The sequence below is a fragment of the Mameliella sp. AT18 genome, from assembly GCF_028807275.1.
Taxonomy (GTDB): Bacteria; Pseudomonadota; Alphaproteobacteria; order Rhodobacterales; family Rhodobacteraceae; genus Antarctobacter; species Antarctobacter albus.
Map to the genome: position 1 here is coordinate 1 of NZ_JARAMO010000332.1, position 13,200 is coordinate 13,200.

The window sequence follows — 13,200 nt, forward strand, 5'->3', positions numbered from 1 at the left end:
GGTCTTGTACAAAACGTACGTTTTGTACGCCGAAATCCGCATTTTGTACAAACCGCGCGCAGTGCTCAGCAGCGGGCGTAGATCCGGCCCCAGAACATCCGGTTCGGAAGCGGGTCGGTGGTGCGCGTCTTCTTCAGGTAGCGCCCGCCCAGGGTGTAGGCCTCCGGCTCGCCCATCGCGAGACAGTCCCAGCTTTGCGAGGCGCCGCTTTTCCATTGAACGTAGTGGACCAGTTCGTGCAGCAGGATCTCTCGCCACAGGGGGTTGTCCGTGGGGCTGTCGAAGTCTTCGGCATAGTCGATATGGGCCGGGGCCAGCAGGTAGATCGTGCCATTCGGGCCGTCGGTGCGTGCAAAGAGCGCGTTCAGACGGTCGTCTACCCCGTCCTCGGGCATCAGATGGGCGACGCCGCTGTAATATTCGCGGGTCAGCTCCTGCGGGCTCATGACGCGCACAATCGGGTGCGGCAGGTCATGGGTGTCATAATCTGTCTCTTCGCCAATCCAGGCGAGCAATGCGTCGATGAGGATATCCACGACCAAAGTCTCCCTTGCATATGCCAGGAGTCTGAGGCGCGAACGGCCGGAAAGTCCTGAACGGGTCCTGAAAGTTTTCTGAATTCTCGCCAAACTCTGCTAATTTGAGGGCTATAGGAGCGTGATTGCCCGAAATGATTGCCGAATCGCAGCAGGCCGACACGACGTCGGGTAGGGAATTTGATGACAGTGCGCTGCGGCCCCATGCGGCCGCGATGCTGGCTTACTTCCGTGCTCGTCCGGGTGAGGTGGTCAGCAAGGATGAGCTTCTGGATGCGGTCTGGCCCGAGACGCATGTTTCCGAAAACTCGTTGTATCAATGCGTTTCGGAACTGCGCAGGGCGCTGAAAGATCATGCTGGAATGGCGCTGCAAACCGTACCGCGCCGGGGTTATCGGCTGGTATTGAAGGCTGCGGGCGAAGGGGCGGGCACGCGCCCCGGTTCGGGGCAGGTCGCCCGACCGCGCGGTGCGGCCCTGCTGGGTTTGGGTGTGCTGGCCGGAGGGATGCTTGTCGCGCTGGCCCTGCTGCTTTGGCCGGGTCTCAAGGGCGAGGCCTCACTGGCAGAACGTCCTTCCGTGCTGGTCGGGGCGTTCCGCAACGACAGCGACGACATACGCTGGGACCGGCTGGGCCGGGCCCTGGCGGGGGATATTGCCAATACCTTGTCGGATGAGGGCTGGTTGCGCGTGATCGAGGGCGAACAGGGCGCGGCCCGCTATCGGCTTGCCGGCAGCATCCAGGCCGAGGGCGACCGGATCGCCGTGCAGGCGCGCCTTGTGGAAGTGTCCAGCGGAGAGATCGTCTGGGGCGAAACATGGCGAGACGGGACGGGCGGATTCTTTGCAATCCAGGATGCGATCACCGACCGTGTGACCGGCGCGCTGCGCGGGACTTGGACCGGTGCGATTGCCAGCAACGACCGCCGAGCGGTGCATCGGCGCGGGACCGAGAACCTCGACGCCTATGAACATTTCCTGATCGGAACCGAGCACAAGCACCGATTTACCCCCGCCGACTACGAGATCGCCGTGGCCCATCTTGAAACGGCCATCGCACTGGACCCGCAGTTTGTTCAGGCCTGGGGTACACTGGCGGTCGTGCATGCCCTGCGCGGCAGCAACGCGGCCACGCCCGAGGCGCTAGCACCGATCTTTGCGGACCGGATCGAGGCGATCGAGACGGCGGCGCGCCTGGCACCGGAAGAGCCGCAGGTGCTGGTGCAGATGAACTGGCTGGCCGGTCACCGGGGCGAGACGCTGCGCGCCGAGCAGCTGTTGCGGCGGGCGGTGGAGCTGGCGCCCAACAACCCCGACATCCTGGCCGAGGCCGCCTGGATCGGGAACTGGCGCGGGGAACTGGGCGAGGATTCCGTCGCCTGGTCGGATCGGTCCAAGGTGCTCAACCCGGACTGGCCGGCCTGGTACGCCGTGGGCGCGGGTCTGTCGCGGTTCAACCTGGGCCAGTACCGCGCGGCCATCTCGGCGCTGGAAGAGGCGCCCGATTTCATCGAGCGCCATCTTTATACCGCGGCGGCGGCGGCGCATCTGGGCGACCAGCCCGCGGCAGAGGCCGCAAGGGATCGCCTGCTTGAACTGAAACCCGATTTCAGCCTGGACACCTATGCCGTCGCCCGTGCGATCCATGATCCGGCCACGCGTGATCGGCTGTACTCGGGGGCAAGGGCCGCGGGTGTGCCGCTCAGCCCACCCGCCAATGCAGGGGCATCATTGGATTGAAGACCGTCACCGGGCCGTCGCCGGTCTCGATCTTGTCCGGGTAGCTGACCGGTTCGCCCTTGGTCAGGGTCACGCGCGTCTCGTTCGGGGGCAGGCGGTAGAAGGCCGGGCCGTTGAGCGAGGTGAACGCCTCAAGCCGGTCTAGCGCGCCGTCCTGTTCAAAGACCTCGGCGAGGATCGACAGGGTGTTGGTGGCAGTGAAACAGCCCGCGCAGCCGCAAGCGTTTTCCTTGAGCGGGTCGATGTGCGGTGCGCTGTCGGTGCCCAGGAAAAAGCTGGCATCGCCCGAGGTGGCGGCGGCGCGCAGCGCCAGCCGGTGTTCCTCGCGCTTGGCGACGGGCAGGCAATAGTAATGCGGCTTGATCCCGCCCACCAGGATGGCGTTGCGGTTGATGACCAGGTGATGCGTGGTGATCGTGGCCCCCAGGTCATCGCCGCCCGCGCGGGCGTAGTCGGCACCCTGGCGGGTGGTGATATGTTCCATCACGACGCGCAGGCCGGGGGTGGCCCGGCGGACCGGGTCCAGGATGCGGTCGATGAAGACGGCCTCGCGGTCGAAGATGTCGACATCCGCGTCGACCACTTCGCCATGCACGCAGAGGGGAATGCCCGCCTCTGCCATCGCCTCGAGCACGCCGCGCACCTTGTCGAAGTCGCGCACGCCGGAGGCAGAGTTGGTCGTGGCGCCCGCCGGGTAGAGTTTCACTGCCGTCACGATGCCGTCCGCATGGGCGCGGACCACGTCGTGGGGGTCGGTTTCCTCGGTCAGGTAGAGCGTCATCAGCGGCTTGAAATCGGCGCCCTCGGGCAGGGCGGCCAGGATGCGGTCGCGATATGCGGCGGCCTGGTCGCCGGTCACGACGGGCGGCACGAGGTTGGGCATGATGATGGCGCGGGCGAAGTCGCGGGCGCTTTCGGGGGCGATTCCCTGCAGCATGGCGCCGTCGCGCAGGTGCAGGTGCCAGTCGTCGGGGCGGCGGATGCTGATCTGTTCCATGCCTGAGCCGTTAGCACGCGGACCGGCGCCGCGCCAGCCTGTCGTGGGGCGTCTCAGGCGCTGTCGTCGGTGGCCTCGATCTGGGCCAGGCGGCGACGGAAGCGGGGGGCATGCATCCGCGCCACCACGTTCTCGCACAGGATGCGCGTCAGCTCCGTCCGGCCATCGGCGTCCAGCCGGTGCAGCAGGCGGCGCAGGTAGGGCGGGTGATCCCGCCGGGCGCGCAGCATCGAGGCAAAGAGCGCCGGGGAAAGGCGGTCCTCGGCGGCGGCGGAGAGCAGGCCGGGAAGCAGGTCGAGCGCCCGGAAATCGGCCTGAAGCGCGCCGCCCATGAAGGGCGCGCGGTAGCGGGCGACATTGGGTTTTTCGAACAGGGCGGAATGCATCGCATCCAGCCGTTCGCGCGGATCGTAGATCACCCAGGCCTTGTCGGCGGCGTCGATCATTTCCGGCGCGAACCCGTAGCGCGAGGTGAAGTCCCGGCGGCGTTCCTCGGCAAAGCGGTCGTCCCATTCGGCGACGCGCGGGTCCAGCGTGGCCTGCGGTTGCAGCATCAGGACGCGGGCGCCAGGGGCGGTGACGGAATAGGCGCCGGCGGCATAGCCGCAGGGACCGGCGCCGTAGAACAGCACCGTCTCGAACTCGTCGAAGAAACCATCGTCCTGCAACTGGTCGAAAAAGGCATAGACGCGGGGATCGCGGAACCATGTGTCGCCGTGGCTGAGCAACGAGAGCGAGGACCAGCCCGCGCCGCCCACCATGTCGAACCCGATGGGGGTGCGGGTTTCCGACAGCGCCTCGATCCCCGACATGCTCTCGAAGCTCACGATCAGCGTGTCGCCGTCCTCGACGAAGATGGCGGCATGGGTCTTGCCCATCGGTTCGGCAAACCCCTGTTCCTCTCCGATGCGCCTGAGCGCGCCAAGCCACTCGCTGCGGGAGAGGTGGCTGAGGTCGGGGGCAAAAGTACTTTGGTGCGATTCCATACCGGGCGGTCCCTCGTATTCCGCAAAATAAGACGCGGATTTGAGGCGAATATACCCGGTATTTTCGGCGAGATTGTGGTGCGCGGGTGGCAAAAGGGTGCGGCGGCGCCGTGATGTGAAAGCGCCGCCCTGTGAGGGCGGCGCCTCGTTCTGCGTGTTGCCTCAGGCGGCGCGGTTGCCGGCCAGGCGTGCCTTGGGCGCCGGGGGCAGCAGGCGGCGCGAGCTGACACGCGGCATCGGCATCTCGGCAAGCGCCGGTTCTTCGCCGAACTGCGCGATGTAGTCGGCGTAGTTGTCAAAGCTGCGGCGGCCGACGTGGTCGATATAGGTTTCCGACGGCGTGGCCTCGGCCAGGATGATCTCGTGGTCCTCGGTCTCGATGTGATAGACGGCAAAGCTCTCGCCAAGCTCGGACAGCGGCAGCCAGTCGATTGTATCGCCGTTGACCAGCGCACTGGCATTGACCAGCATCCCGTCGATCAGCAGCGCATGGTCGGCGGTCAGCACCAGGTCACGCTGCGGCAGGCCATCGCCAAGGGCGCCCGCGCGCAGGCGCACGGGTTGCAGGCGGTCGGCCGGGCCGAAGCGGGTCGAGACTTCCTGCGTCCAGACCCATTTCACCGGCACGCTGCGGCCATCGGGCGTCAGCACGGGGTCACCCATCGACAGGGTTTCCACGGCGCGCGCGCCCTCGGGGGTCGAGATCAGGGTGCCCTTGCCGAAGCAGAGGTAGACGTTGCTGTCGCTGGTTTCGGATTGGAACGTGTTCGAGGTGCCGGAATTGGCGACCAGCGTCTGCGTGGTCGCATCGGGAATGACCAGCGCATAGTTGCCGCCACCGTCGGTAAAGACGGGGTATTCGACACCGTCACCGCCCGAAATCGTGTAGCCGGTGAAGGTTGCTCCGCCGCTGGCGAAGGTGTCGACGCCCGCGTCCAGCCGGCCGTCGTCGTCCTGGTCCACGATTGTGCCCGAAGTATCATCGGCGGAAAACAGGCCACCCCAGTTCAGGCTGCTGCCAGGGGCACCTTCGGTGCCGTTGAATGTGACGCCGGACAGCAGGACATTGCCCTGTGCTTCGTAGTTGGTGGGCATGGAAATCTCCTTGGCAAAAAGTTGGAACGTTCAACCCATTGAATTGCTAGGGTTTCAGGTTGAGGATTCAACCGTTCAGCCGAAAAAGGTGCAAAAAGAAAAAACATTTTATCCTTGACGTCCGATCCGCGTGCACACGCAGGCGTGCGAAATCAATGCTGGTCGCCGGCCTGTTTTGCGCGGGCGGCGTGACGGGCCAGCACGCGCGCGGCCTGGATCGGCACCGGGCGTGAGGGCGGAGTCATCAGCAGGCGCGCAAAGAGAGCGCGGTAGGGTTCCTGCGCCAGCAAGGCCTCCAGCCTCTGGTGGCGCCAGGCGACCGCCCCGGCGTGCAGCCGGGCCAGCTCCGGGTCGGCGGCGAACGCGGCGCGGCGCTCTGCCACGCCGGGCAGGGACAGGATGCTGCGGTCTTCCTCGTTGCACCAGTTGCGCTCGACCCAGTAGTCCATGCCAAGCGCGTGGTCCGAATGGACCGCGCGGCCCCGGTCGGCCTTGAGCAGGTAGCTTTCCATCGCGCCGAGGGCGTAGTGATTCAGCTGGGCCAGCGCATAGTTCGACCGGCCGTACTGGGAAAAGATGCGGCGGGTGCGGAACTGGTCGTCCAGCTCGCGGCCCTCGCCGTCGAACCAGCGTGCGTTGTCGAGCCTTGACTTGTCGGGCGCGCGGGGGCGGTGGACGCCCAGCCGGGCATAGGTGCCGTCATTGCGGTAGAGCGTCTTGAACATCGCCGCGCGCCAGGGCCAGTGCATGACCACCGGCGCGGCGGCGGTGAATTGCCCGGTGATCGGTGCATCGGCGTAACGCGCCACCCCGGCATTGCCGAAGAGCCGCCAGGTGAGCGTGATGGCCGTGGCCTCGGGCAGGGCGGCGATCAGCGCGGGCAGGGTGCGGCCGCCTGCGTGGACATTGACGTATTCGTCGATGTCCAGCGCCAGCAGCCAGTCGGCCCCGGTGACGGCGGGCGCCGCGTCGGCCAGTTTCAACCCGGTGAACTGGATGCCGCGTTCGTCATGGGGGCCATCGTTGCGGATATGGGTCAGCGGCGCGACCTGTGCCAGCCGGTCGAGGATCGCGTCGGTGCCGTCCTGGCAATCGTTCGAGAGCGCGACCACATGGGTCACGCCACAGGCCAGGTGATGCGCCAGCCAGTCCAGCAGGAAGGCGCCCTCGTTACGGACACAGAGAACGGCGGTGATCTTCACGCGGCGCCCCCGTGGCGGAAGGTCCCGGCGCAGAGGCCGGGACGGGGACATGTCCCGGGAGCCATCACCAGCCCTTGCGGAAGGTGACGACCTTGGCCTCGGAGGCCCTGGGGAAATAGGTCAGCCCGGCGCTGTGCATGGCGTCAAAGACCGCCTGCACGCCCGACTGCCCGATCCATTGCGGGTGCAGCTCGATCACGGCGGCGCGCAAGCCGGACCAGTCGCCGGCCGGCAGCAGATCAGCCTCGGCGCCCTCGATGTCGCAGACCAGGACATCGGGCGTTTCCGCCTCCAGCACCGGGGCGATGGCGTGCTGCATGATCGGGACTTCCTCTGTCACGCTGTCCGGGTCGGCCTCGCGGTCCATCGAGGAGGCGAGGAAGTTCCTGCGGACGTAGAAGGGGACGGGATCGCCCGCTTGCGGTGACAGCAGCGCGTTGCGCAGGTCGACGTTTTCCACCCCGTTGGCCGCGTGGACAGAGCGGATGTAGGGGATCAGCGCCGGGTTCGCCTCGTAGCTGACCACGCGCGCGACCTGTTTCTTCACCGAGAGAAGCGTGGACATGTAGCCGATGCCGCCGCCCAGCTCCAGCACCCGGTCGCCCGGGCGCACGACGCGCATGACCGCGTCGCATTCCTTGCGCTCGTAGGTGTCGGATTTCAGTGCGCCGCGAATGCGGCCCTTGGTGATCTGCGGATGCTTGGGGATCTTCAGCCCGCGCGAGTGCAGGTAGGGATCGCGTGGGGCGGACTCGGCGCCGTCCATCTCAGGTCTCCATGTCGAGGGCGAGCGCATAGGCCACGCGTTCGGTTTCCGTGAGGTCCAGCGCCAGCGCCTGCCGGTAGAGTTCCTCGAACTCGGGCATGCCGTGCAGTTCGGCGGCCTTGGCGCGGTGCCATTCCAGCGCCCGGTGATGCGCGGCGCGCAGGGTGTCGTCGCGCATCAGCCGGTCATATTCGGCCCGGACGCGGGGGATGTTGCGCTTGATGGTGATGTCGCGGTGCACCGACCAGTCCATGCGGATCCAGTAGTTCAGCCCGATGTTGCGGTCGACATGCAGGGCGCGGCCCCTCTGACGCTTGATCAGGAAGCTTTCGGCGGACCGCAGGGCGTAATGGTTGAGCTGGATCAGGTCATAGCCGATGGTCCGCTTGGAACTGCGCCAGCCGTTGCGGATCGCCGCCTCCGTCATGTCGCGGCCCGAGCCGTTGACCCATTTCACGCGGTCCTCGAACCCCTCGGCCAGCTTGTTGGGCCGGTGGCACGAGATCTTTTCGTAGGCGCCGATGTTGCGGAACATGGTCTTGAAACCCCAGACCGTGTGCGGCTTGGGGCAGTATTTCGGGGCGCAAGTATCGAATTGCTCGATCACGAAACGGTCCTGGAAACGGCGCACGCCATTGTGCCCGAACAGCCGCCAGGTCATCGCGATATTGGTGGCGTCCGGCACCCGCTGGAACACGTCCGAGAGCGTGCCATTGCCGCAGCGGATGTTGACGAACTCATCGACGTCGATATGGGCGATCCAGTCGGCCTGCCGGATCACCTCCTCGTCCAGCGCGGCATCCAGCGCGTGCTGTTGCGGGGACTTGCCGGACCAGGTGTTGTTGTCGCGGTGATGGACGATGCCCAGGGCATCCAGCCGCTGCAGGATCTCGACCGTGCCGTCGGAACAATCGTTGGTATAGATCAGGAAAGTGTCGAAACCGACCGCGCGGTGATAGGCGATCCATTCGAGGATATAGGGCCCCTCGTTCTTCATGCAGGCCACGATCACATTGCCGGTCGACCCCTTGGGCAAAAGGCGATGCGGGGCAGGGGTGAAGGCGGCGGCCAGGTCCTCTTCGTTGACGCGGCCCAGCTTGTTGTGCGGCGCATAGGGCGAGCCGTGCAGCCGCACGAAATTCTGTTTTGCCTGCGCGGGCAGGGTCTCTGCCGCGGCGTCGGTCAGGGGCGGTGTGTCCGGCTCTGCCGGGGTGTCGCCGGTCAGATGGGCCAGTTCCTCGGCCCGGGCCACGCGTTCCTCTTTGTCGCCCTGGGCGATGCGCCAGCGGAAGGCCATCAGGTATTGCGTCGCGCGGAAACCGCGCGTCGGGTCCGTCTCTGTCCAGTCGCCGCACATGGGGTCGGCCTCCATGTCCTCGGGCGACATGCCGGGATGGGCGGCGCAAAGGGCGGCGATGTCCTCTTCGAAGCGCATGGAAAGGGCCGAGAGGCCGCCCGCGAGGATCGCGCCGCCGGGCACCTTGATCTCTGCCAACAGCTTGCGCCAGAGCGGACGGGGCAGCAGGATGTCCTGCCGGTCGAGAAGGCGCAGCACCGCGTCGTTGAACAGCCGCGCGCGGGTCAGCCAGGCCGCCGCGGGCAGGCGCGGCAGATCCTCTGCCTCGGCCTTGTCGATCTGGGCGGAAATGCCGAAGGCGGCGCGCAGTTCATCCGTCGCCTCCTCTGACCAGAGCCGGTCGCGGTTGATCGAGCGGAACTGCACCGTGTCGGCGCCAAAGACCGCCTCCCATTCCTCTTGCAGGCGGGTATAGTCCAGCCAGAAGTTGGCACCCTGCACCTCGCCGAACAGCCCGGCCCGGGGCGCTGTCTCGGGCCGGGTGTCCAGCGCGGCCTGCCAGTAGTCCGGGGCCGCCAACAGGCCCAGTTCCAGGTCCAGTGCGCGCGCCCTCCCGTCCAGGACTTGCGCGCCATAACGTGCGACCAGCGCACGGGCCGGTTCGTCCAGCCAGGCGACGATGCGGACATCGGTCGAGATCGGCGCCAGCAGGTCGCGCAGGCGCTCCAGCTCGGCCCGGGTGCTCAGCGAGGTTCCCAGTTGATGCGCCGAGAGGATCAGGGCCTGCGGCGCGTCACGGGCGACCTCCTGTGCCAGTTGGCGGGCCACCTCGTCACGCAGGGCCTGCTGTTTCTCGGGCAGCATCAGGCCGCGGTTGAAGCGCAGCACATCCGGGCGGTCCGGGTCGCTGACGGCCATGAACAGGCGTGTATGATTTCGGGCGCCGGGGCTGCGGGCGTAAAGAACGCCCTCGTCCCTGAGCCGCCCGCGCTTGGCGTCGAGAACCCTCTGTATCCGATCGCTGGACGGACCATCCGGCCCGATATGTAGATAGATCCTCATCACGCTGCCCCTCGTGCCGTTCCGGCCTTGGTTTTCTTGCCTGTCGTCCCCGTTTCGGGGTTCTTGTTCAGCCTGCCCCACCAGGGCAGGTCGATCCTGAGATGTGCCGAGAGCCGCTGCCGTGCATCGGCGGCGCCCACCGGCAATTCCAGAAAGCGCGGATCCTCGCCAAAGAGGTCGCGCAGCATGGCATAATGCCCCTCGATCCAGCGGATGCGCTGGTCGTCGTTGGCGCCATAGCCCTGCGGCAGACCCGGGATGGCCCCGCCGGGCAGGCGATCCTGCCCGAGGTTGCCCCAGCGGCGCATGCTGTCCGAAATCTCTGCCGACGGGCGCCAGGTGGCGACGAACAGCATGTCGGGCCGCGCCAGGCGCATTGCCTTGATCATCGCGTAATCGCATTGCGGCCAGAGCGAGGCCGACGGGTTCAACATGCTGATTTCCGTCAGCGCATCGTAAAGCCCGTCGAGATGGGCAAAGGGGTCGCCGGTTTCGAAATAGCCGTTATACAGCTGCCGCGCGATGGAGGTGCCGCCCAGGCCGGGGGTGCGGCAATGCACACGGCGCACCTTGTGATCCGCCGCCCGCCATCCGCCTTCGTTCAGCGCATGGGCCAGCGTCGTGGTGCCCGTCTTGGGCAGGCCGAGGTTCACCAGCTTGACGGTCCGGTCGCTCATAGTCCCAGCGCCTCGATCAGTTCGGCCTCGCCGGGCGGAAGCGCGGGCAGGGCCGCCAGGTGCGCGTACATCCTGGCGTAGTCCGCCTGTGCCATCAGCGCGTCGCGCCTTTCGCGGTGCAGGCGCACGCAGTCGCCATGCAGGCGCGCGATGTCCGGGTCCGCCTTCAGGGTGTCCAGCGCGGTCTCCAGCCGTGGCAGGTAGCGCAGGATCGAGCGATCCTCGACGGCGGCATCGTTGCGCTCGCGCCAATAGGTGTCGTCAAAGACGCGGCCCTCGCGGTTCACGTCGCCCCGGTCGTTCTTGACCAGGTAACTGTCCAGCGAGCGCAGGGCATAGTGGTTGAGCGTCGCGAAATTGCGCGCCCCGGCGGCGGGAAACTTGCGGATGCGGCGCGGATTGGCGGCCGCCAGGAACTTGGGCGGGACCTTGCGCCCCGAGGCATCGGTCCAGACCGGCAATTTGTCTTCTGGCAGGGACTTGCGGAAAAAGGGCCGATGCGCGCCGAAATACTGCAGGGGGAAATCGCGGCGCACGAGGCTTTTGACCTCTATCGCGGTTTCGGCGCACCAGAGATCGGGATTGTGGGACCGGGTGAACTGGGCAATTACCGGACGATCAACGAAATCCGTCACGCCGTCACTGGCAAAGAACTGGAAGTTGACGGAAATCGCCTGCGGATTGCGGCAGGCGGCGATCAGCGCGGGGATGGTGTGATCGCCCACGTGCACGTTCAGGAACTCGTCGACATCGGCGATCCAGACCCAGTCGGCGCCCGTCACCAGCGGGTGTTTCGCCGCCGCCTTCAGCGCCTCCATCTGGTAGTTGCGGCCCTCAGCGGGGTTGGGCAGGTGCACGACATGGCCGGTTTCAGGGCGATCGGAGGCGGCAAGCGCGTCCAGCAGCGCATCGGTGCCATCGATACAGTCGTTGGAATAGAACAGGAAATCACTGATGCCCAGAAGACGATGAAAGGCGATCCATTCCAACAGGAACGGGCCCTCGTTCTTCACGCAGGTTACAGCGGTGATGCGCCGCGCGGCGCCCGCCTTGATATCAGCCATGTCTGCTCGTCTGCCAGAACCCCGGGTTTCTTCCCGGGTTTTATACCCCGAATCATGACATTCCGTGAGCACCCCGTCAATCCGCGCCGTCGTCAAGGGCATCGGGGCGTGACTTCCGTCCTATTGACGCCCCTCGCGGGGCTTGGGAAACCGGGGGCAGGAGGACCGCCATGACATTGCCTGCATCAATCGACGAAGTTCAGGAAACGCTGGGCGCCACGGGCTATGTCTGTGGCCGGGCGCTGGCCACCGTCGTGTTCCTGTCGCTGCGCCTGGGCCGGCCCCTGTTCCTCGAGGGCGAGGCCGGGGTTGGCAAGACCGAGATCGCCAAGGCGCTGTCCGCGGCGCTGGGACGGCGCCTGATCCGGCTGCAATGCTACGAGGGGCTGGACGCCTCGAGCGCGGTCTACGAATGGAACTTCCCGGCCCAGATGATTGCCATCCGCACCGCCGAGGCGCAGGGCAGCGCAGATCGCGACGTCCTGAACCGAGAGCTTTTCGGTCCGGATTTCCTGATCGAACGTCCCCTGTTGCAGGCGATGCGCCCGGATGAACACGGCGCGCCGATCCTTCTGATCGACGAGTTGGACCGGACGGACGAACCCTTCGAGGCCTTCTTGCTGGAGGCGCTGTCGGATTTCCAGGTCACGATCCCCGAGATCGGCACCATCAAGGCGCCCGAGCCGCCCATCGTCATCCTGACCTCGAACCGCACGCGAGAGGTGCATGACGCGCTCAAGCGGCGCTGCCTCTATCACTGGGTCGACTACCCGGGCTTCGACCGCGAGGTGGAAATCCTCAACGCCCGCGAACCGGATGTCTCCGAGACGCTGAGCCGCGAGATCGTGGCCTTTGTGCAGTCTCTGCGCACCGAGGACATCTTCAAGAAGCCGGGGGTGGCGGAAACCATCGACTGGGCGAAATGCCTGCTGGCGCTGGACGTGGTGGACCTGTCCCCCGAGGTGATCAGCGACACGCTGGGCGCGATCCTGAAGTACCAGGACGACATCGCGAAAATCGAAGGCTCCGAGGCCAAGCGCATCCTCGAAGAGGCCAAGGCCACCATCGAGGCCGCGTGAGCGCCGTGCCTCAGCCCTCGGGAGGTGCAGGTTGGCCCGGGTCTTCCGGCCCGGTCTTTCGCGTCCTGAGGGCAACGAGGGGTGGAACGACGATCACCAGTGTCAGCGCGGCGGCGGCCACGAGGAAGACGACCAGCATGAGGGTGAAATAATTATCGACGAAAAGGGCGGTCAGACTGCGGGCGTCGAAGAGCAACAGTGCCTCCGGCGCGGTTTTCGAGGCGGTATAGTAGAACTCCAGCGGCACGGCGTTCGCCGTCGGCGCTTGCCGGACCGCAAGGGCAACCACGGCGCCTGGTACGAGGTTCGCCCGGATCGCCGCCTCGCGCGGGCTGGCCTCGAGCGTGACATTCGTCGGCGATACAGGGGGCGTCCGGTCAAGGACGGCATAGCCGCCGGAGGGCTGTGCCATGAGACAATCCTCGCGCCCGTCGGTGCAGGCGATTTCGAACCTGGCGTCCGCAACAACCTGCGCCAGCGAGACGTTCTTGAGCCGCAATTCGGCAGTGCCGTCAGCAGACTGGCTGAAGCGATAGGTCACGACCGGCTGGCTGCGGATTTCCGCGACGACGGTCGAGATGTAGAAGCCGATGACCGAGAGGATGACCGCCAGGATGGCCGGCGCCTGTTGCGAGGTGAAAAGGTTCATCGAAGGTCTCCTGACCAGGCCGGGCCCCTGAGGGCGCAGGCTATCACCCGA

At 66.3% G+C, this 13,200-nt stretch carries 12 protein-coding genes; 2 read left to right on the forward strand and 10 right to left on the reverse strand.

Annotated elements, in window-relative coordinates; genetic code table 11:
- Nucleotides 1–65: 65 nt before the first annotated feature.
- Nucleotides 66–536, reverse strand: coding sequence for a DUF6647 family protein (locus PVW46_RS28470; RefSeq protein ID WP_043139675.1), 471 nt, complete (start codon nt 534–536; stop codon nt 66–68).
- Nucleotides 537–670: 134 nt separating this feature from the next.
- On the opposite strand from PVW46_RS28470, the gene PVW46_RS28475 reads away from it, so the two are divergent.
- Nucleotides 671–2,275, forward strand: a complete 1,605-nt coding sequence (locus tag PVW46_RS28475) for a winged helix-turn-helix domain-containing protein (protein ID WP_069211493.1) — start codon at nt 671–673, stop codon at nt 2,273–2,275.
- On the opposite strand, the gene pyrC is transcribed toward PVW46_RS28475, so the two are convergent.
- From pyrC to PVW46_RS28515, 8 genes are all read right to left on the reverse strand, one after another.
- Entirely contained in the window at nt 2,238–3,272 is a 1,035-nt protein-coding gene (gene pyrC, locus PVW46_RS28480) for a dihydroorotase (protein ID WP_043139671.1), read from the reverse strand. The two genes, PVW46_RS28475 and pyrC, sit on opposite strands and share 38 nt — an antisense overlap.
- Nucleotides 3,273–3,325: 53 nt before the next feature.
- Entirely contained in the window at nt 3,326–4,258 is a 933-nt protein-coding gene (locus PVW46_RS28485) for a phosphoadenosine phosphosulfate reductase (protein ID WP_069211492.1), read from the reverse strand.
- Nucleotides 4,259–4,420: 162 nt separating this feature from the next.
- Nucleotides 4,421–5,353 (reverse strand): Hint domain-containing protein, encoded by a 933-nt coding sequence (locus PVW46_RS28490; protein ID WP_274578305.1) that lies wholly within the window; start codon nt 5,351–5,353, stop codon nt 4,421–4,423.
- Nucleotides 5,354–5,505: 152 nt separating this feature from the next.
- Complete coding sequence (locus tag PVW46_RS28495; protein ID WP_069211491.1) at nt 5,506–6,555, reverse strand: glycosyltransferase family 2 protein; 1,050 nt, start codon at nt 6,553–6,555, stop codon at nt 5,506–5,508.
- Between the two features lie 64 nt (nt 6,556–6,619).
- Entirely contained in the window at nt 6,620–7,321 is a 702-nt protein-coding gene (locus tag PVW46_RS28500; RefSeq protein ID WP_069211490.1) for an FkbM family methyltransferase, read from the reverse strand.
- A 1-nt stretch (nt 7,322) separates the two neighbouring features.
- Nucleotides 7,323–9,680 carry a glycosyltransferase family 2 protein gene (locus PVW46_RS28505; RefSeq protein ID WP_069211489.1) on the reverse strand — a complete coding sequence of 786 codons (2,358 nt, stop codon included), beginning with the start codon at nt 9,678–9,680 and terminating at the stop codon, nt 7,323–7,325.
- The gene (locus PVW46_RS28510; RefSeq protein WP_069211488.1) at nt 9,680–10,357 is read right to left on the reverse strand and encodes a sulfotransferase family protein; all 678 of its coding nucleotides are present in this window, start codon (nt 10,355–10,357) and stop codon (nt 9,680–9,682) included. The genes PVW46_RS28505 and PVW46_RS28510 overlap by 1 nt, the downstream gene beginning before the upstream one ends.
- Nucleotides 10,354–11,421, reverse strand: coding sequence for a glycosyltransferase family 2 protein (locus PVW46_RS28515; RefSeq protein ID WP_069211487.1), 1,068 nt, complete (start codon nt 11,419–11,421; stop codon nt 10,354–10,356). Before PVW46_RS28515 ends, PVW46_RS28510 begins: the two co-directional genes overlap by 4 nt.
- A 170-nt stretch (nt 11,422–11,591) precedes the next feature.
- Between PVW46_RS28515 and PVW46_RS28520 the strand changes: the two genes are divergently transcribed.
- Nucleotides 11,592–12,500, forward strand: a complete 909-nt coding sequence (locus PVW46_RS28520; protein ID WP_043139659.1) for an AAA family ATPase — start codon at nt 11,592–11,594, stop codon at nt 12,498–12,500.
- Nucleotides 12,501–12,510: 10 nt separating this feature from the next.
- Here the strand turns inward: PVW46_RS28520 and PVW46_RS28525 are convergent, their stop codons facing one another.
- A complete protein-coding gene (locus PVW46_RS28525; protein ID WP_069211486.1) occupies nt 12,511–13,149 on the reverse strand; it encodes a hypothetical protein in 639 nt (212 codons plus the stop codon).
- Nucleotides 13,150–13,200: the final 51 nt, after the last annotated feature.